The 18419-nt window shown below is 49.6% G+C and carries 19 protein-coding genes and 2 tRNA genes; 8 read left to right on the forward strand and 13 right to left on the reverse strand.

The genetic code is table 11. The features are described 5' to 3' along the window. Window positions 1-85: 85 nt before the first annotated feature. A tRNA-Leu gene (locus Q2J39_RS02210) sits at window positions 86-171 on the reverse strand. A 12-nt stretch (window positions 172-183) separates the two neighbouring features. Beyond that, window positions 184-258 (reverse strand) — tRNA-Cys (locus Q2J39_RS02215). Between the two features lie 397 nt (window positions 259-655). Here Q2J39_RS02215 and Q2J39_RS02220 point away from each other — a divergent pair. From Q2J39_RS02220 to Q2J39_RS02235, 4 genes are all read left to right on the forward strand, one after another. Next, window positions 656-1549 (forward strand): YitT family protein, encoded by an 894-nt coding sequence (locus Q2J39_RS02220; protein ID WP_288339013.1) that lies wholly within the window; start codon window positions 656-658, stop codon window positions 1547-1549. 450 nt (window positions 1550-1999) lie between these two features. Further along, window positions 2000-4093 carry a penicillin-binding protein 2 gene (locus Q2J39_RS02225; RefSeq protein WP_288339012.1) on the forward strand — a complete coding sequence of 698 codons (2094 nt, stop codon included), beginning with the start codon at window positions 2000-2002 and terminating at the stop codon, window positions 4091-4093. 151 nt (window positions 4094-4244) lie between these two features. Beyond that, window positions 4245-4394, forward strand: coding sequence for a 50S ribosomal protein L33 (rpmG, locus tag Q2J39_RS02230; protein WP_230267913.1), 150 nt, complete (start codon window positions 4245-4247; stop codon window positions 4392-4394). Between the two features lie 173 nt (window positions 4395-4567). Then, entirely contained in the window at window positions 4568-5194 is a 627-nt protein-coding gene (locus tag Q2J39_RS02235) for an MBL fold metallo-hydrolase (protein ID WP_288339011.1), read from the forward strand. A gap of 166 nt (window positions 5195-5360) precedes the next feature. Here Q2J39_RS02235 and Q2J39_RS02240 read toward each other — a convergent pair whose 3' ends face one another. Both Q2J39_RS02240 and Q2J39_RS02245 read right to left on the reverse strand, forming a co-directional pair. Beyond that, complete coding sequence (locus tag Q2J39_RS02240; protein ID WP_288876412.1) at window positions 5361-6302, reverse strand: hypothetical protein; 942 nt, start codon at window positions 6300-6302, stop codon at window positions 5361-5363. After that, window positions 6286-7236, reverse strand: coding sequence for an ATPase, T2SS/T4P/T4SS family (locus Q2J39_RS02245; RefSeq protein WP_230267916.1), 951 nt, complete (start codon window positions 7234-7236; stop codon window positions 6286-6288). The genes Q2J39_RS02240 and Q2J39_RS02245 overlap by 17 nt, the downstream gene beginning before the upstream one ends. A gap of 397 nt (window positions 7237-7633) precedes the next feature. On the opposite strand from Q2J39_RS02245, the gene Q2J39_RS02250 reads away from it, so the two are divergent. Next, window positions 7634-8278, forward strand: coding sequence for a YoaK family protein (locus Q2J39_RS02250; protein ID WP_230267917.1), 645 nt, complete (start codon window positions 7634-7636; stop codon window positions 8276-8278). A gap of 93 nt (window positions 8279-8371) precedes the next feature. Here Q2J39_RS02250 and Q2J39_RS02255 read toward each other — a convergent pair whose 3' ends face one another. The 3 genes from Q2J39_RS02255 to Q2J39_RS02265 form a co-directional block, all read right to left on the reverse strand. After that, complete coding sequence (locus tag Q2J39_RS02255; protein ID WP_288339009.1) at window positions 8372-9292, reverse strand: DMT family transporter; 921 nt, start codon at window positions 9290-9292, stop codon at window positions 8372-8374. Between the two features lie 71 nt (window positions 9293-9363). Further along, a complete protein-coding gene (locus tag Q2J39_RS02260) occupies window positions 9364-10314 on the reverse strand; it encodes an NAD(P)-dependent oxidoreductase (protein WP_288339008.1) in 951 nt (316 codons plus the stop codon). A gap of 407 nt (window positions 10315-10721) precedes the next feature. Further along, a complete protein-coding gene (locus Q2J39_RS02265; protein WP_288339007.1) occupies window positions 10722-11978 on the reverse strand; it encodes a cation:proton antiporter in 1257 nt (418 codons plus the stop codon). 530 nt (window positions 11979-12508) lie between these two features. Between Q2J39_RS02265 and Q2J39_RS02270 the strand changes: the two genes are divergently transcribed. Continuing rightward, window positions 12509-13060 (forward strand): DJ-1/PfpI family protein, encoded by a 552-nt coding sequence (locus Q2J39_RS02270; RefSeq protein ID WP_230267921.1) that lies wholly within the window; start codon window positions 12509-12511, stop codon window positions 13058-13060. Between the two features lie 134 nt (window positions 13061-13194). Here Q2J39_RS02270 and Q2J39_RS02275 read toward each other — a convergent pair whose 3' ends face one another. The 6 genes from Q2J39_RS02275 to comGC form a co-directional block, all read right to left on the reverse strand. Further along, complete coding sequence (locus tag Q2J39_RS02275) at window positions 13195-13785, reverse strand: PolC-type DNA polymerase III (protein WP_230267922.1); 591 nt, start codon at window positions 13783-13785, stop codon at window positions 13195-13197. Window positions 13786-13889: 104 nt separating this feature from the next. After that, window positions 13890-14198, reverse strand: a complete 309-nt coding sequence (locus Q2J39_RS02280) for a hypothetical protein (protein WP_230267923.1) — start codon at window positions 14196-14198, stop codon at window positions 13890-13892. Between the two features lie 154 nt (window positions 14199-14352). Beyond that, entirely contained in the window at window positions 14353-14781 is a 429-nt protein-coding gene (locus Q2J39_RS02285; RefSeq protein ID WP_230267924.1) for a hypothetical protein, read from the reverse strand. 65 nt (window positions 14782-14846) lie between these two features. Further along, window positions 14847-14972: a hypothetical protein gene (locus Q2J39_RS02290; protein WP_288339006.1), complete on the reverse strand. Its 126-nt coding sequence runs from the start codon at window positions 14970-14972 to the stop codon at window positions 14847-14849. 424 nt (window positions 14973-15396) lie between these two features. Beyond that, window positions 15397-15651: a hypothetical protein gene (locus tag Q2J39_RS02295; protein ID WP_289068831.1), complete on the reverse strand. Its 255-nt coding sequence runs from the start codon at window positions 15649-15651 to the stop codon at window positions 15397-15399. Window positions 15652-15898: 247 nt separating this feature from the next. Continuing rightward, a complete protein-coding gene (gene comGC / locus Q2J39_RS02300) occupies window positions 15899-16207 on the reverse strand; it encodes a competence type IV pilus major pilin ComGC (RefSeq protein ID WP_288339005.1) in 309 nt (102 codons plus the stop codon). Between the two features lie 222 nt (window positions 16208-16429). Here comGC and Q2J39_RS02305 point away from each other — a divergent pair, with 222 nt between their 5' ends. Together Q2J39_RS02305 and Q2J39_RS02310 are read left to right on the forward strand one after the other, a co-directional pair. Continuing rightward, the gene (locus Q2J39_RS02305) at window positions 16430-17296 is read left to right on the forward strand and encodes a 3-hydroxyacyl-CoA dehydrogenase NAD-binding domain-containing protein (protein ID WP_288339004.1); all 867 of its coding nucleotides are present in this window, start codon (window positions 16430-16432) and stop codon (window positions 17294-17296) included. Between the two features lie 441 nt (window positions 17297-17737). Next, window positions 17738-18226 (forward strand): hypothetical protein, encoded by a 489-nt coding sequence (locus Q2J39_RS02310; RefSeq protein ID WP_288339003.1) that lies wholly within the window; start codon window positions 17738-17740, stop codon window positions 18224-18226. Window positions 18227-18419: the final 193 nt, after the last annotated feature.

Below are 18419 nucleotides of genomic sequence, written 5' to 3' on the forward strand. Positions count from 1 at the left end.
GTTTCGCTTAAAGGCGAATGTGTGAATTAAAACTAAGCTTGAAACTTCTACAACAAAGGTATCCGTGTTCAGCTTTTGTATCAAATGGTGGGAACGGAGGGACTTGAACCCTCACGAGCAAAGCTCGACGGATTTTAAGTCCGTTGCGTCTACCGGTTCCGCCACGATCCCGTGCAATAAAAATGGAGGTTCCGGTCGGAGTTGAACCGACGATCACAGAGTTGCAGTCTGTTGCCTTAGCCACTTGGCTACGGAACCATTTGTGTGAATCATTTGTTAACGGCTTGGTTAATGCTCGTTCATATTATCAAAGATCTTTCCGAGGGTCAACCGTAAATCTGAATTCCTGATTTCTTAGCATGAAGAAGCAAAACGCCGGAAATTGCCTCGTTTCCAATTACTAGTAATCCCCCAAAATCGTGATCTTTTCCCCGCGTGTTTTTTAACCTGGAAATTTCAGAAGGACGAAAGTGAGCAGGGGATTCTTTCTGGATTTGTTTTTTGCGGATTTGCTGGAATTCTTGGCAAGAGGAAGCTCTTTTCGCTTCGATTGTTCCAAAAAGAAAACTTTGTCTTATAATGCATGAAGCCCGGTCTGCACCAGAGCTTCAAAATCTGGCGGCAGCGGTTTCAAATCAATATCAAGGAGGCTGACATGTATCATCTGATCGAAGAATTTGAACAGAATCTTGGCCGCAACCGAACGCTGAGCTTTCTGTTTTCCCTGATCAAAATCATTCTCTCTGCGCTGCTGCAGACGTATGTCATGCAGGTTTTCATGGATCCCTGCAACCTGATTTCCGGCGGCTTTACCGGTATTGCGCTGTTTATCAGCCGTGTCGCCTCGCTTGGCGGGATGAATCTGCCGGTCTCTTTACTCATTATCCTCCTGAACGTCCCAGTCGCCGCGTTTTGCGTGCGCGCCATTTCCAAGCGCTTTGTTCTCCTTTCGGCCATTCAGTTTGTTCTGGTTTCCATGTTCCTGGAAATTTTCAGCTTTGAACCGTTATTTTACGACATCATGATGAACCTGCTGTTTGGCGGCATTCTCTGGGGCTTCTCGATTTCTCTGGCGTTAAGTTCCGGCGGCTCGACCGGCGGTACCGACTTTATCGCCCAGTACGTATCCAACAAGATTCACCGTTCGATCTTTAACATCGTGTTCTATTTCAACGTCGCGATGTATATCGCCTACGGTTTCTCCTTTGGCTGGATTTACTGCGCGTATTCCATCATCTTCCAGTTTTTGTCCACGACCGTCATCAACAAGATGTACAAACGCTATCAGCGCATGACCCTGCAGATTACGTGCAAGGACCCAAAACCGGTTGTCGACGCGTTTATGGAAACAGTTCGTCACGGTATGTCCATCATCGAATGCAAGGGCGCGTACAAAGGTGAAACGTACTACATCTGTGAATCCGTTGTTTCTTCTTTTGAACTGCCGGAGCTGACCCGTGCACTGATCAAGGCGGATCCGCACTGTCTGATCAACGTCTATCGAACCGTATCGTTTTACGGCAGCTTCTACCAGAAGCCAATCGAATAGAACCCTGTTTTATTTCCCTTGTTCTTTTAATGCACACGAAAGAGGAAGACCGAAGACGTCCGGTTTCCCTCTTTTTCTCTGGCTTTTCGCTGGTGCAAAAATGCTTTAAATTTGTGGGTATTCGGCGCGAACCGATAAGCGCAAATAGTTAAATAATACGTATATTTCACAAATCGATTCTGCTATAATGAGAAGCGCGAAACCCGCTCCAGTTTATGCAGACGGCTTTTTATTCCCGTTTAAGAAGAACGGAGTAAAGTAAAAATCCAAATGTTCAGACTGGAACATGGACGACGCAAAATTTTCGAATAAGCGAAAAATAAAATAAGAAATATATAAGCGAAAAAGGATCCGGATTGAGGATCCTGTCCGATAAATCCAAGTGAATTGAAAAGCCGGCATTCCATGCCGATTGCCTTTTGGTTCGCACCCACTGGAAAGGAGGAAAAAATGAGAAAACGCAGAAGCTCAAAATCCAAAGAAAAAAGCAGCCGGATCAGCCGACTGGTCTCCAATCGAATTCTGGTTTTATCCATCGTCATTGTGGCTCTGTTTTTGAGTCTGTTTGTGCGTCTGGTGGATATCCAGGCGATTCATCACAATTCCTATCTCGAAAAGCAGGATGACTATACGTCCATTAAACAGTACAGTTCCGCACCGCGCGGTCAGATTTACGATGCCAAAGGACGTGTGCTCGCCAAAACGGTTGCCTGTAAAAATATCGTCTATACGACACCGCAGAACGCTACGTATACCGATATGATGATTTACGCCGACCGTATGGGCGAAGTGTTCCATATTGAGATGGACGACTTCACCAATGCGGAAATCAAGGACGCGTACCTGCAGTACACAACGCTCCTCGATCCCGAAGATCCGCATTACGACGGTCTTGATCTGCTCAATGAAGAACAGAGAGCAACGTACGATGCGGGAGAAATGACATCCAGTCAGCTTCGGCAGATTCAGTTAGGTGCCATGACGCAGGAAACCATCGATCAGGCTGACGCGCGTGCTCTGAAGGCCGCAGCCATTTATAACCGTATGGCCCAGAGTTCGTCGACCGGTCAGTCGGCAGTCATTGCCGAAGACGCGGACGATGAAGAATGCGCCTATCTCGTTGAACACAAAAGCGAGTTTCCCGGCTTTGACATCGACTTTGGCGGCTGGAAACGCGAATATCCGTACGGCGAATCGCTCAGTGATGTTCTCGGATCCGTATCGACGTCCACCGAAGGTCTTCCAGACTCGCTGGCGGACGAATATCTGGCTAAGGGCTATCAGTACAATGCCCAGGTCGGCAAATCCGGTCTGGAACTGCAGTACAACGATCTGCTCAGCGGTACCGATGAAATCGCCAAAATCACCTACGACTCCAACGGTCTTGCGCATAAGCAGATTCTCCAGCCGGCAAAGAAGGGGCATGATCTTTATCTGTCTGTAGATATCGACTTGCAGCTCAAGCTCGATGAAACGTTGAAATCCGTTTTGCAGGCGTACGGCGGAACGAAAAACCGTGAAAACTTCTACACGCTGTTCATGTGCATGGAAAACCCACAGACCGGGGATGTGCTGGCCCTTTCCGGCTATCAGATGGATCCGGAAACCCGGCAGCTTTCCTATTACGCGTCCGGCAACTATACCCAGCTGATCAACCCGGGCAGCTGCGTAAAAGGCGCTACGGTGTACATGGGACAGTCCGAAGGCGTTGTGCAGGAAGGCGAAGTCATTGTCGATGAAGTCATGAACATCGGCGGACAGAATTTCGGCTCCTACACCGAACACGGTCCGGTAAACGATGTGCAGGCGCTTTCGGTTTCGTCCAACGTTTACATGTTCCAGATCGCGATGCGTCTTGGCGGGTATAACTATGTACCGGGCGAAGCCCTCAATATCGTCGATGTTCCTGGAACGCTCAACAAGATGCGCAATTACTATTCGCAGTTTGGACTGGGCAATATGACCGGTCTCGATGTTCCCAATGAAGTGACCGTCTTCGCAGCGGGAAACAATACACCCAACATGGTCATCAACTACGCGATCGGTCAGCTCGATACGTATACTCCTCTGCAGCTGATGCAGTATGCGGGGGTAATCGCCGCAGACGGCAAACTGTTCCAGCCGCGCTTTTACCAGTACTCCAAGGAAGTGGGCGGCGACGAAATTTTCGATCTGAACGAAGTCGTTCTGAAAAACGAACTCGACGAAAAGAACGCCAGCCATCTCAAGCGCGTTCAGGAAGGCTTCCAGGCCTGCGTCGCGGATGAGAACTGCTTCAAGCCGCTTAAAAATCTTGATGAGAACATGGCGGCGAAAACAGGAACAGCCGAAGTCGGCGAATGGACCACGGCCAACCTGGTCGGTTATGGACCTGTGGAAAAACCGAGCGTCGCCTTTGCGTGCTTGGCACCGACGTCTTCGATCAACAGCCAGTCGCTTTCAGCCAACATCTGCGCCAATAACGTCGTAGGTCCGGTCCTGCAGGAATACTTCAACCTGTATCCGGAAAACCGCGTACAGAGCGGCGATTCGGCGGCGCAGTAGACGGGTTCAGCAAACCCAATAAATTAATTTGAATCAACTGACAGCCCCGATGGGATTGCCGCTCTGGCGCGCCCATCGGGGCTGTTTCAGGAATTATTGTTCGTCTCAATTTTCTGTGCTATAATCGGCAGGAATGTAAGGAGGAAACAGCGTGAGAGATCGTATCACTTTCAAGTGCGCGGTTTGCGGCGATGAAAACTACATCGGTACCCGTAACAAGAAAAAGCATCCGGAACGTATGACCATCAAGAAATACTGCCCGAAATGCAACAAAATGACTGAGCACAAAGAAAAGAAGTAATCGCACTGGATCTTCATCCGGGAATCCTTTTCCCGCGCCGTGTCCATTGCACAGACGGATGCCCAAGCGGCATCCTTTTTTGTAGCCGTTTTTTCGCTTTTGCGGCATCCGTTTAAGCTTTGCAGGTGAAAAAGCATATGATGAAGAAGGAAAAATTCCAGGGAGGTACAGTTATGGAAGTAATCTGCAAACCCGTTGGTCCCGTACAGGCCAACTGCTATATTGTTTCCGATCATGGACACGCTTTGATCATCGATCCGGGTGATGAAGGCCGCGAAATCGCCATGATGGTTCGCGCGCTGAATGTGAAAGTGGATGCCATCTGTCTGACACATGCTCATTTTGATCATATCGGCGCGATCGATACGCTGCTTGAAGAGTTCAACGTCGATGTGTACGTCAATCCGGCCGAACTCGACTTTCTGTCCCAGCCGGAAAAGAATGCTTCCGCTTCGTTTGTCGGCATTCCGCATCTGACGCTTCAGGCGAAACCGGTTGCCTACAAAGAAGGTCAGAATCTGATCGGTACCTTCGGCGTTACGGCGTATTATGCGCCAGGTCATTCGATCGGCAGTACGATTCTCGAAATCGGAGATAACCTGTTTACCGGCGATGTCCTGTTTGAAGGCTCCATCGGCCGTACCGATCTGCCCGGCGGATCCGTCAGCCAGATGCGCGATTCGCTGAACTTTCTCAAATCGCTGAAAAAGGATTATGTCGTCTATCCGGGTCATGGTCCATCGACCACGCTCGAACAGGAAAAAACGCATAACCCGTATCTGATGTACAACCTGATCTGATTTGATTTTGAAGAGCCTGCTCTGCGGACTTTTTCTTTTGCGTTTGATTCCGGCTTGGCGTTCGCTTTTGCCTTAGGATTTGTTCAAAGCGATCCAGTCATGCGCAGTCTGCTTCATACAGGATGCATCTATGTATGGAAGACCCGAATATCTTCCTGTAACGGATCTATATCCCTTCCAGCATGCTTAACGGCTCCAGCATGATCTGATAGACGCTGATTGCCAGAATCCCGACAAAGCCATAGGCCGCATAGAGAAGATAACGGCTGAACTGACTGAGCTGCTTTTCAAAAAGCAGCAGACGACCCTGCTGATACGCCTGCATCATCTCTTCCATACGGCTTGTTTCCAGACCAATTTCAAAAAAGCGGATAAACCGATCTTCCAGCCGTCTTTCCCTGCGTATGCACGCTTCCAGACTTTTTCCCGCTTCAATCTCTCGAATCCAGCTTTGCCATAAAATCTGCGCGAAAGGAAAACAGCCCGATTCCTGAATTAGACGGCTGGCCTGCCTTGTGGACAAGGATGCTTTCTGGACGCATTCAAAGACGACGGCGCATTCCATGGACGAAAACGTCTTTAAAAGGGGAATGGAAAACAGAAGCGGCGAAATCCGGGAAGCCGCCTGCGGAAACGTGATCATCCAGCCGACGGCAACGACACCGATGAAAACGGCGATCCAGAACAGCAGGGAAACCAGCTTCAGCAGATTCAGCAAGGAAAGGTAAGAGGACCCGCCTTCGCCAAGCAGGGAGGGAAGAATGCTGTCGGCAAAAAAACAGACCAGACCGCTCGCAAACGCCATGAGAAAGAGTGGGTAGCCGCTTTTTTTCAGGAGCGTTCCATGCAGCGTTTTTCGCGCTTTGCGCAGCTGTTCGTGAAATTCGAGCGCCAGGGAAAGATCGAAGATTTCCATCAGAACACCAAGCTGCTTCATGTTCCGCTCTTTTTGTGAACGGACGATCTGCGAAAACGGAATACCCTGTTCAAGCCGTTTTTCAATTTCTGCATGGGATTGAAACGAAAGAGACAGGGCATCGGGAAACGTCAGCCCGCTTTTGAGCAGCAGGCAAAACAGATCCATTTCCTTTTCATCCAGAACCGGCATCCCCTTCGGGGCGAAGACAGGCTTCAAAAGAAAGTCCCGGACGGGCGTTTTCTTTTTCTTCGAAGAGGCGATGGACGTCTTCCTCATTCCAGATTTCATAAACACACTCCTTCTGATCGCCGTTTCGTAAAAGGCGGCAGACAAAAATTCCTTTCAGTACACTGCGCAGATCCTGCTCGTCTGCACCGAGATCGAGCAGGCGCAAAAGGCATTCCAGGCCGCTGCCGCAGTGCAGAGTCGTATAGACGACATGGCCGGTGAGGGAAGCGCGAACGGTCATTTTCGCAGCGATTTCCGAACGGCATTCGCCGATGAAAAGAACATCCAGATTTTGGCGGAGCAGTTCTTCGAGGGTGCGCTGGTACGTAACGCCTCGGCCTGGATTGATCTGAATCTGCAGCATGTCCGGCTCCTGAATTTCGATCGGATCTTCCATCGTCACGATTTTCAGCGGCCGCTTTTCGAGAATGCGGTGGAGCAGCGCGTGAATGGTCGTCGATTTTCCCGATCCGGTAGGACCGCAGGAAATGATCAGACCCCGATCGGTCTGCGTAAAGCGCTCAAGACGTTTTGCTGCTTCCTTGCAGGAGCTGAGATCTTCAAGCGCAAAGTGTCTGGCCGAATGGAGAAGACGGATTACCCCGGTTTGCGTATCCTGAGCGTGAAGCAGAGAAAAGCGGCATTGCGCTTTCTTTCCGTAAACCGTCATCGTAAATTCGCCGGACTGCGGTTCATTGGGCTGGCAAAGATCCATGCCGGAAAGGAACTTCAGATACTCCAGAAACTCCGGCGGGAAAATGTCCTGATCCAGTTCTTCAAGCCCTTTGTCCGTTCGAAAGAAGAGGTGAAGTCCTTTTCCTTTGCGCTCTAAATGAATGTCGGTGATTTCCCGTTCCATCGCCAGAGACAGCAGCAGCCGGCAAAGATCGCGCATGGTCTCACCTCCTGTCTGTTCATACGAAAAACGAGACAGACGATGAAAATGGAAAGTCGACTTTTTCCGTCGGATTCGACCTCGAAGAAGATCCAAAGCCGTCAAAAAAGCAGAGTTTTCAGAAGACGCAGATAGAAAAAGATCACCGAAAACGGGAGAGTCCGGTATCGCATTGCATTGCTGAAAACGCTGTCTTCGGATAAGGACAGGTATCTCAATAGGTTTGTCTTTTGAAGCCTTTTATAGTTACAGGGAAAAAGAAAACAAATCGAAGCGAATAAACGGATCGATTCGTTTTTCAGGCAAAATCGCCCGCAAACATCGTATTGGCTTTGTGCGGGCAGGAATGGGTAAAGACGAGGCGAACAAATTGAAACTGAAAACATCACAGAAACAGATGTCGGAATCCCTTTGGACAGTGGCATTTTTAACGCTTTCCGGAGGACTTCAGGATGCGTATACGTATTTTGAGCGCGGAAAAGTTTTCGCCAACGCGATGACGGGAAATCTGGTCCTGATGAGCGCGCGGCTGTTTGAAGGGGACTGGATGGCGTTTTTAAAATATCTGTTTCCCGTTCTGGCCTTTTGCGGAGGAATCGCAGCGGCGCAGCTGATTCATCTGCACTTTTTGCACGCCCGCTTTCACTGGCGGCAGATGATTACTGTACTTATGATCGTCCTGCTTCTGGGCGTACCGTTTATTGAAGCCGATTCGCTGGCCAACGCGCTCGTTTCCTTTTCCTGCGCCATGCAGGTGCAGACGTTTCGCAAGTTTCATGGCATTCCCTTCGCTTCAACCATGTGTATCGGCAATTTGCGCGGCGGTACGGATTCTCTGATCAGCGCCATTCACAGTAACAATTCAGGCCTGTTTGAAAAAGCCTTCAGTTATTTCCTCATTATCGGTCTGTTCGTTCTCGGTGCCGGGCTGGGCAGAGTGTTCTGCCTGCAGTTTGGCTTAAAGACGATCTGGATTTCCTGCGCCCTTCTGCTTTGTGCGCTGGTCATGATGAGCGTCCATCCGGATGTCGTGGAAAAATAAAATAAGGGTCTGTGTTCGAGAAAAGGGGGACCTTTGTCGAATACAGACCCTTTTGATTTGGATCCAAATCGTTTGGAAAGGATAACGTCACGCTCAGGCCGTTTTTGCCTGCAGGTGTCTGCGCGCGGACGCGGGCAGAGAATTCCAGATGACGCTGCAGATGACGATGGCCGCGCCAGCAAGCGATAAGCCGCTGAGCGATTCGTAGCCGGCCAGAGCAACGAGCGTCGGATTGAGTACCGGTTCGATCGCGTTGACCAGAGACGCGTTGAGCGCGCTGATCAGGCCGGTTCCTAAAGCGAAGAATACATAGGCGAAGCCGACCTGGAAAGTACCGAGCCAGAAAATCGCAAACAGATTGGAAGGCGTCATGGAACAGCCGTAAGCAAACGGAGCCATGCAGATCACGGTACCGATCTGGCCAAGGAAAATGGACGAGAGGGCATCGCCGTTTTTAAAGCTGTTCAGCATGAACAGAATCGCGTAGAATAATCCGGAAAGGATCGCGATCAGATCGCCGGCCCAGCTGCCGGACTGCAGCGAATCCAGGAAGAAGCAGACAATGCCGATCACAATGAGCGTCAGGGCGATGATCTGTCTTCGATCCGGCTTTCGATGAAACAGGATAAGGTTCAGCAGGACGATCCAGATCGGGCAGGAAAACTGCAGGACAATCGCGTTGCCCGCAGCCGTCATTTTGTTCGAAAGAACAAAGAGCGTTGTCATGAACATGTACGCCACCGCCCCCGCAAACACCGATTTGTTCAGGCGCAGGCGATGGTGGGTAATAAGCATGAACAGACCGATCACGACAGCCCCAAAGCAGGAGCGAACGCCGTTAATGGCCAGCGAATTCCAGTTCGTCCATTTCAGAACGAGACCGCCTGTCGCAAAAAGAATTGAGGCAATGACCATGTACAAAATGCCTTTTGCCCCTTTTGAAGAAGCCATCCTCCTGGAAGAGGACGGCGATAGAGCGGCGATCTCGTCGCTCTCGGTTACCGTTTGACGCATACTTCCAGATCCTTTCTTAAACTCGGTTAACTCTTTTTATTCACTCTTATTGATTCGATACTTTGCCGCCTTCAGCCGGCCTTGATTTCGTTTTTAATCGTTCCGTTCAGCCACGAAAAGAGGTTGTCAAAGACAATTTCCGCCCGCTCTTTCATGGACTGTTCAGAATCGTAGGCGATATGCGGTGTCAGAATCGTATTGGGCGCTTTTAAAAGCGGCAGATCGAGGGGCAGAGGCGGCTCCTGATCAAAGACGTCAATACCTGCTCCCGCAAGATGACCGTTTTCAAGAAGAGCAGCCAGTGCATTGTTATCGAGAATAGGTCCGCGCGCCGTGTTGATGACGATCGCTCCCGGCTTCATGCACTCCAGCTCCTTTTTACCGATCAAACCGCGTGTCTGATCGGTCAGCGGCAGATGCAGGGAAAGAATATCGCTTTCCTGAAGCAGCTTGTCCAGGGGCACCTGTTCATCGATCCAGTCACAATGAACTTGCGAGCGATTGAACGCCAGAACGCGGGCGCCCATCGATTTAGCCAGCTGAGCCGTACGCAGACCGATTTTTCCCGCGCCGGCAATACCGACGGTCCGATTCTGAAGCGTCCAGCCTTCTAGACGGCCTTTGGCCTTGCCTTCCCGGCAGGCCTGCTGAAGCGCTGGCACTTTTCGTGCAAGTAAAATCATCATTGCAATCGCCAGTTCCGCAACCGATTCCGTGGCATAGCCCGACGCGTTGGAAATCGCAATGCTGCGGTGCAGGGCTTCCTTTACGGGAATGTGATCGACGCCGGTAAAGGCGACATCGATATAGCGAAGATGATCTGCCTGATCAAGAACAGAATCCGGAAGCGGCATATTCGCCAGAATCAGCACGTCCGCATCCCGGACTTCCTCTTTGAGGGTATCGACATCGGATGTCCGTTCGTAAACAGTAAAGCGATGTCCGGCGGCTTCAATTTGGGATCGATACGAATCCAGCAGCCCCTGGGGAATGCCGAGGGATTCAAGAAGAACAATATTCATAAAAACATCCTTTCCAGACGCTTCCTCTCCCGCAGACGAGACGGTCCGAACGCGGTGAGAGAAAGAATCGGTCTTCCAGCAGCCGCATGTCGGGCTGTCCTTTTAGTTTTAATCGTTCTGTCTGCAGCGCGCAATGGCGATCCCTCCGGAGCCAAAAAGGACAGGCGGAATCGTATGGAACTTTTGCCTGAAACAAAATCCAGAGTGTTTTCGCCATACACGAATCAGGGGAGATCCGAGAAATATCTTGGCGCAGCGATTCTGCCATCTCCAGAAAAGCACCAAAGGATATAAATCGGTCAAATCCGGCTGTTCAGATAGAAGAAAAGCCGGATTTCCTGCGAAATCCAGCTGTAAGGCAAAAGGGAAAATCCGTTTTGCGAAAAATGAAACTTGTTGCTTTCTGACTATTCGTCGGCGAGGTTTTTTGGTTTGATTTCTCCGGCTTTGGTCAGCGCAAACTTGGTCAGAGACGGTCCGATCAGCTCATAAACCAGAACGCCGAAGAGAACAACGTTGCGGATCATCATGCCGTTTTCACCCATGCGGGCGCCGACCGTAGCAGCCATGCCCAGAGCGACACCAGCCTGCGGGAAGAGGGTAATACCGAGCCATTTGCGTACGGTTTTCGGCGAACCGGCAATGACGGCCGAGAGACTTCCGCCCAGGTATTTACCGAGGCAGCGCGAGAGAATGTACGTCAGACCAACAGCGAGAACGAGGATGTTGCCAAAGGCGAACAGGTTCAGTTCCGCGCCGCTTAATACGAAGAAGAGGGTGATCAGCGGAGCCGACCAGCGATCGGCACGGCTCATCAGATCTTCGGACTTGCGGCAGCAGTTGCAGAAGATGGTACCGAGCATCATGTTGACGAGCAGGGAAGAAAGACCAAAATTCATCGGTCCGATGTGAATCTGGGCGGTTGAAATGGTTACGCCCAGAATGACGAAGCTGACAATCAGCGTATTGCGGTTACGATTCGAATGGAAAATACGGGCGACATGTGTCAGGATCCAGCCAAGCAGGGCACCGATGCCCAGCGAGAAGAAGATTTCCATCAGCGGTTCAACAAAAAGGGAAACCATGTTCGCACCGTCAGGGGAACCAAGATGCATGGCTACGCCATAGGAAATCGCAAACAGGATCAGGCCGACGGCGTCATCCAGCGCAACGACAGGAAGCAGGGTCGAAGTGACGTCGCCTTTGGCTTTGTACTGACGGACAACCATCAGTGTTGCCGCCGGAGCGGTGGCCGCAGCAATTGCGCCGAGAATGAGAACGTCCGCGAGCGTCAGAATATCTGGAACGATCAGGTGTGCAACGAACAGAACGCAGTCGACGACAATCGTGGTGATGATACCTTCGAGAATACCGATCGTCAGCGCCTGTTTTCCAGTCTGTTTCAGTTCGCTTAAACGAAATTCGCTTCCGATCGCGAAAGCGATAAAGCCAAGCGCCACATTGTTAAACGGCTGAAGGACTTCTACATCCTGGAACGTATGAAAGCCAAGGCCAGGAATTTTAAGAAGACCGATGCAGCAGGGTCCAAGAAGGAGTCCGGCGATTAAATAGGATGTGACATCCGGCAGACGGAACTTGTTTCCCAGCCGGGTCAGCAGAAGACCAGCCAGCAGTGCAGTTCCAACACTTAATGCATAATTCATGCAGTTCATCCTTTCTGATTCAATAGAAGATTCATGAGCGATTTATCTGAAAGTCGGATGGTTTTGCATGCCCCAGAAGCGGAAGAAAAGCGGGGGTAGTATGGAAAACGCAAGAGCCGGCGAGTACGCTGAACCTTTCCTTAATGTATACCCGTCAATCAAAAATGTGAAATTTAGTGAATTATTTAAGGAAATCTGAACAAAATGGGGAGGAAACACAGAATATCGTTTAAAAAGTACAGAAAACCATTCCCAAAGTGAATCAACGGCTTCAATTCGAAAAGTTGATGAAGCTGACTTTATAAAACCTTAAATTCAGAATGCGTCGTCGATCAAAAATCGCTCCGGTTCTGCTAGTTTACAATCTTGCAAAGGATGCGAAATCTGCCAGCCTGTACCGGGCTTGAGACTGCTCAAAAAGCAATAAGACAAGAACCGCAGTATGGATTCATCCCACAAAAGAAAACCTTCAGGCATCTGGCTTTTCGCTCGATTTTTGCCTTCTTAAACTGGAAGCGAGGTGATAAACATTGAAAAAAGCAGCGATCCTGATTGCGGACGGGTTTGAAGAAATTGAGGCACTCGTTCCCTTTGACCTCCTCAAGAGAGCCGGAATCGTTACGGTTCTTGTAAACGTTGAAAATAAGAAACTGGCCAGAGGCAATAACGGCCTGATCATTGAAACGCCGACGGAACTGCGCGGCTATGATTTTGAAACGACCGATGCGCTGATCGTCCCCGGCGGAGACGCGTATGCGGTATTCAAGAATATTCCGCTCATTGAAGACGAAATTCGCGCCTTTGCGATGAATCCGCAAAAGGTACTCGGCGCAATCTGTGCCGGCAGCGCCCTTGCGGGAGAACTTGGCGTATACAAAAACAAAAAGTACGTCTGTGTACCTTCGATGAATGAAGACTCTTTTGGCGGTACGTTTGAAAAGAAGCATGCGGTCGTGGACGGAAATATCGTTTCCGGCATTTCAGTAGGCGGCGCTTTTGAATTCGCGTTTGCGCTGATTGAAAAACTGACCGACAAGCACAAAGCCGAAGAACTGAAAAAGGCTGTTGCCTACACGCTCTAAGATCATTTCCAGGAGCTTCCCTGAGCAGGGGGGAAGTAAAACAGAAGCCATGGCATTCCAGAATTGTAATGATCTGGAAAGCCATGGCTTTTATTGTCTCAAAATAAAGAATTGGATCGGCTTTGCCGGCTTGATCAGGATTCAATTTCCGCCAGCAGCGCGAGAAGAATTCGACCGCAGGTCAGCGCATCCGATTCCGCGCGGTGGGCCATTGGATTGATGAGTCCATAATGAGTGGCAAGCGTATCCTGCTTGTAGTTAGGCACGGTGCGAAGAGTACTGCGGGCAATGCGCAGCGTATCGAGATAGCGGAAGTTTACCGAAAAGCCCTGTCGATTGCAGGCGGCGCATAAAAACGAAAAGTCAAACGCCGCATTGTGTCCGACAAACAGAAGATCGTAACCGGAAAAGCGATTCAGAAACGCGAAGAGTTCAAGCAGAGCTTCTCTTTCATCCGGCGCATCCGCGACCATGTCATCGGTAATGTGATTGACCATCGACGCGCCGATTGGAATCGGTCTGCCTGGATTTACGAAGGTATTGAAGCGTTCCGCCGGCTGCCCATTTCGAAAAGCTACTGCACCGATTTCGACGATCCGATCGGAATCGGGGGAAAGACCGGTCGTTTCCAGATCCAGCGCAATATAAAACCGATGAACCTGTTCAAAATGGCGGTTTGTCAGCCGCACATATTCTTTCGTAGCTCCAAATCCCTGTAAATCCATAGTAAACGACCTCCTGATCCGTTCATTTTGCTTTAGGTATGACCAGTCTCATCGATTCGCTCGCTTTTGGCAGCTATGTTTATTGCCAGAGGACGCTTTGAATTTCAGTGACTGTACTCGGCTTTTATAATACCGGTCTCATCGTAATAAAGCTCGATTTTATACTTATGGCCATGATCCGTATACTGCGCCAGAATTCTTGAGGATTCATCTTTGAACAGAACGTCATGCGCCTGGATTGTCTCGTGAAATATCTTTTGCGGAGCAGCCGTCTGGCATCGTCTGGACCAGGCGCATTCTCCCGCAAACTGTTTTGCACGCTCGACAATTGCCAGATCGATGTCCGATCGTCCGGATGCCGCAAGCAGAGCGCTGCGCGCCTGCAGGGAAGCACAAACCCATACAGAAACCATTAAGACCAGACTGAAGAGAACGAGGGCAGGTTCCAGCGCAAATCCATTTTTCTTTTTGAACTCGACGGTACGAAATAAAGACGGATTTGCAAAGAAGCGCTTCTGCCCGCCCGGAAAATGGTGTGAGGGTTTTCGCAGACGAAAATGGGAGGACTTACTGAATCTGCCAGGTCTTCTTATGGTTTTCATACATCACCTCGAGTTCAATTTTTCCCTGATGTTCTGTGAATACCGCCGAATCGATATTTTCCATGAAGATTTCATAGCCCGGCTTTTTGACGAGACGTCTCTGATCCAGAGCAACCGTTTCGGCTTTGTCGGCCCATTGAAGATGCAGCTGTCCATTCGATACGCTCGCCTTCCAGGATAAAGAACAGAGCTCGCGAAGCTGAAGAATCGCAAACTGTTCCTGAGAATCGTCACGGATGCGCAGACTTGAAGAAAGAACACGCGTCTGTACTGAAAGCAGGGAAACACAGATCATACCGACCAGAAAGGCTAAAAGGGCTTCGCTCAGTGTAAACGCGTTTTTTCTGTGCTTTGAAGAAGACGAAGACGCCATTCGTTCGAACCGTTTCTTCACGAAAGCAGGCAAAGGCCTTTCCAAAAAGCACCCTTTTTGTTCTCGATAGCCCCAATCCCGTCTTTTCATGAGGATGTACTTTCCAGAGATTCAGAAACGCCCTTGGACAGAGCGTGTGTATACGCCTGAATACTCGTACTGAGCAGAAAGACGGAGAGCGAAAGAATGAGCAGCGCCAGAAGCGCTTCCATCAGAAGAAATCCGTTTTGCCTTTTTCGGCCTTTATGGGTGCGTATGTCTGACCTGTACGCTTTTCGAAAAAGAAAGACCGGTGAACGGGGAAATCTGGACAGGGAATGGGCTAGCTGAACAAGGAGAACCTTCTTTTTAAGGGAAGAAAAAAGATCGGTCATGGTCAATGGCCAGGGATACCTTGTTCCCGGCTGGATCCAATCCAAAACTTCGGATCCACTCGAGAATTCTGAAAAACTGGCCCGCCTCCTCAATCGATTCGGTATCCAGACGCTCCTGTCGGTCTTTAAAGAATGATCGCCAGAGCGTCTTTTTTCCTACTGTATTTGTTTTCCAGGCAAAAGGGGAAAGACAAACGTGAAGTCTGTCTTTCGGATCGTCCAATGGGCTGCAGGATCTGAATGTTATTCATACGAACGAGGTTTATGGCCCGCTTTCGATCCGTACGCGTCCGCTTCCCAGCTGAAATACGATGCGAAATGAACTTGTTCCAGCCGTACACCGCAATGTTCCGCCTTTGGAAATCGAACCTGTTTCGTTCCAGGAAAGCTTCATAGGCGTACAGGCAAGCCCCTTAGGAAAATCAAACGATTCCTGCCCGCTAAGCATTCGATCCTTTTGAATGTCCACCGCACGCGGCTGGCGCAATGAGAAGGCCAGATACTGCTCCTGATTCACTTTTTCCAGAAGAATTCGACTCGAAAGGCCCGAACTGTCCGCACGAGGGGTCAGCGAAAAGACAGATACAGACAGGCCTATGAGCAGCAGTACAAACAGGGTTTCGCTCAGAGAAAAGGCGTTTCGTCCCCTGGGGTTCCTGAAAGCTGTCTTTCGACACTTTGTTTGACAGTCTCTGCGGCTGGTCAGAATGTGTGTTAGGCTTTTGAAACGGAAACTGCGCCTGTCCATCCTCAGAAATTCAATCCTACCGGCTGGCGGCCTGCCCATTGACGATCACCACGCTTTTTCCGTCCGGACATTTTGCCTGCCCGTCTTTGAGATAGCCTTTGGAAATGAGTTCCTGTACGGAAGTCGGAGTACGATCTTCATCGATTTCATAAAGCATAATCTGAGAATTGACGACTTCGATGAGCGCTTCGCAGCCTTTGGCGCTGATGATTTTCTCCTTGCCCTGGAAATTCGGAATCGTGATCCATAAAGTGATTGCTATGAGCAAAAGAGAAACCATACATTCGATAAGCGAAAATGCATTCTTTTTGTTGCCTGAGTTCATGTTTTTACCTCCTGTCTGTTTATACGGATGGATTTTGTGCAATCGATATTTGTTTTGAACCGGCCGTCCGAAATGGCTGGAGGCTTTTTGAAAATGCAGAGGATCGCCGGGAAAAAGAAAGAGGCGGAGAAGCCGCAAAGTGCACTGTGCAGTTCGAATCAGCTGACTATGTCGGTTTGACGAAATCTGATAAGCTGTGAATAAAAGGAGAGTGATTATGCAATGAAACACGTTACTGTTGCCGGCGGCGGTGTTCTAGGTGTGCAAATCGCCCTGCAGTCTGCCGTGAAAGGAAAGGACGTAACCATCTGTCTGCGTTCTGAATCCAGCATTACGCGTACTCAGCCGCGTATTCAGTATTACAAAGAGCAGTATCTCGGTACGCTCCAGAAGGGGATCCCGGCCCCGGGACTGGTCGGCGTAACAGCCGAAGATGTCGAGAAAGCCGTCGCTTCGATTCGAATCGAGCTCGATCTTGAAAAAGCGCTGTCGGATGCCGATCTGCTGATTGAAGCCATTTCGGAAGATGCTGGCGTGAAAAAGGATTTCTTTGAAAAGGCTTCTCCATACATTACGGAAAAGATGATCGTCGTGACCAATTCGAGTACGCTGCTGCCCTCGATGTTCGCAGACGACGTACCGTATCCGCAAAACTTCCTGTCCTTGCATTTTGCCAACCATATCTGGATCAACAACCTGGCCGAAGTCATGGTTCATCCCGGAACAAATCCGGAAGCCTTCGCAAAGGTAATGGAATTTGCCAGAGAAATCGGCATGGATCCGGTAGCCGTCATGAAAGAGAAAAACGGCTACCTTCTCAACAGCATGCTCGTACCTTTCCTGATGTCTGCCATGGATTTATACGTGACGAAAACGGGCAGTCCCGAAGACATTGATAAAGCCTGGGCAAAAGGCACCGGTGCTGCCATTGGTCCGTTCCGCATGCTCGATGCGATCGGTCTGGAAACCGCGCTTCTGATCACCAGTCAGTTTGTGAACATTCCGGACGAAATTGCGCCGTTCCATTACAAGGACATCGCGCAGATGCTGAAAGAGCGGATCGCGAAGAAGGAAAGATTTTACAGCTGATCGAGAAATATAAACGATCGACCTGAGTAGAATGGATCCTGAAATTAAGAATTAAAACAGCCCCCTGTTCCCATGCCAATCGGATGAATACAGGGGGATTTTTCATGATCGGATGTCATGCTCTTCAAAGTAATACAGCACAGAAATTCGAATAAATTTGAACGAACACGTACCATTTGTTTTTTCGGCCTATTCTTCATAAAGCATGACAAAGGCATGCAATTCGGACAAAATACCGGTTCTGTTTGTGCTTATTGGCGCACTGTCAAAAAATTGGAGGTCGCAAAGAAAGAGGATTGTATAATTTGACTATTCATGAACCCAGAACAGAAACCGGCTGTTTCACGCCATCTTCTTCATTCGCTTAAGACGGAGTCGGACGCCCTCGAAGAAGGAAAGTCTGGGCGAAACGGCGGTTTCAGAAAGAAAGGAACCCAGTTTATGGCAAACCAGCCCTATTCCCGTGAGATTGCTCAGACGGTACTGCGCTATCTCGATGACGATGAGTGGAATTACGACTTTGATGAAGAACTTGGACTGATTCGTTTCAGTCTCAGCCTCAGTTCCAAAATCAAGCACATCAAGTATTACCTCGACATCGACACAGAAAGCTTCAACGTATACGCTCTGTGTCCGCTTGGAGCCGATATGGACGATGAGACAACGGTTCGAGAAGTCAGCGAATTCCTTCATCGCGCCAATTACGGTCTGCGCGCCGGAAACTTTGAAATGGACTTCCATGACGGCGAAATCCGCTACAAAACGTATTGTTATGCCAAAGACAGCCTTCCCTCCGTCGAAGCGATTAAGGAATCCATCTTCTATCCGGCGGCCATGTTTGAACGCTACGGAGACGGAATTCTTTCCATTCTCTTTGGCGGCCTGAGTGCACAGGATGCCATAGCCCGCTGCGAACAGCCAAGACGCTAAACCCAGTCGAACCGGAGCCTTTTCCTCGGCCATTCAATATCCTCAAAAAACGAAGAAAACCGCTTTCGTTCAAGTCGTGACGGAAGCGGTTTTCGTTTGGTTCAGCCTATATTTTCAAGTCATTCATCTGCAGAAGTCAGACGTAAGCGTCAAATAAAAGACGGGTATTTTCTCGACCGCCTCCTTGGGATAA

Origin of the sequence: uncultured Allobaculum sp., assembly GCF_948576815.1 — a bacterium.
GTDB classification, from domain to species: Bacteria; Bacillota_I; Bacilli_A; order Erysipelotrichales; family Erysipelotrichaceae; genus Allobaculum; species Allobaculum fili.

What these genes read in the sequence shown, in the direction of transcription:
- Q2J39_RS02220 (WP_288339013.1), top strand. Translation starts at nt 656, where the DNA reads ATGTATCATCTGATCGAAGAATTTGAACAGAATCTTGGCCGCAACCGA.
- Q2J39_RS02225 (WP_288339012.1), top strand. Translation starts at nt 2,000, where the DNA reads ATGAGAAAACGCAGAAGCTCAAAATCCAAAGAAAAAAGCAGCCGGATC.
- Q2J39_RS02235 (WP_288339011.1), top strand. Translation starts at nt 4,568, where the DNA reads ATGGAAGTAATCTGCAAACCCGTTGGTCCCGTACAGGCCAACTGCTAT.
- Q2J39_RS02240 (WP_288876412.1), bottom strand. Translation starts at nt 6,302, where the DNA reads ATGCCGGTTCTGGATGAAAAGGAAATGGATCTGTTTTGCCTGCTGCTC.
- Q2J39_RS02245 (WP_230267916.1), bottom strand. Translation starts at nt 7,236, where the DNA reads ATGCGCGATCTTTGCCGGCTGCTGCTGTCTCTGGCGATGGAACGGGAA.
- Q2J39_RS02250 (WP_230267917.1), top strand. Translation starts at nt 7,634, where the DNA reads ATGTCGGAATCCCTTTGGACAGTGGCATTTTTAACGCTTTCCGGAGGA.
- Q2J39_RS02255 (WP_288339009.1), bottom strand. Translation starts at nt 9,292, where the DNA reads ATGCGTCAAACGGTAACCGAGAGCGACGAGATCGCCGCTCTATCGCCG.
- Q2J39_RS02260 (WP_288339008.1), bottom strand. Translation starts at nt 10,314, where the DNA reads ATGAATATTGTTCTTCTTGAATCCCTCGGCATTCCCCAGGGGCTGCTG.
- Q2J39_RS02265 (WP_288339007.1), bottom strand. Translation starts at nt 11,978, where the DNA reads ATGAATTATGCATTAAGTGTTGGAACTGCACTGCTGGCTGGTCTTCTG.
- Q2J39_RS02275 (WP_230267922.1), bottom strand. Translation starts at nt 13,785, where the DNA reads ATGGATTTACAGGGATTTGGAGCTACGAAAGAATATGTGCGGCTGACA.
- Q2J39_RS02280 (WP_230267923.1), bottom strand. Translation starts at nt 14,198, where the DNA reads ATGGTTTCTGTATGGGTTTGTGCTTCCCTGCAGGCGCGCAGCGCTCTG.
- Q2J39_RS02290 (WP_288339006.1), bottom strand. Translation starts at nt 14,972, where the DNA reads ATGGAAGCGCTTCTGGCGCTGCTCATTCTTTCGCTCTCCGTCTTTCTG.
- comGC (WP_288339005.1), bottom strand. Translation starts at nt 16,207, where the DNA reads ATGAACTCAGGCAACAAAAAGAATGCATTTTCGCTTATCGAATGTATG.
- Q2J39_RS02305 (WP_288339004.1), top strand. Translation starts at nt 16,430, where the DNA reads ATGAAACACGTTACTGTTGCCGGCGGCGGTGTTCTAGGTGTGCAAATC.
- Q2J39_RS02310 (WP_288339003.1), top strand. Translation starts at nt 17,738, where the DNA reads ATGGCAAACCAGCCCTATTCCCGTGAGATTGCTCAGACGGTACTGCGC.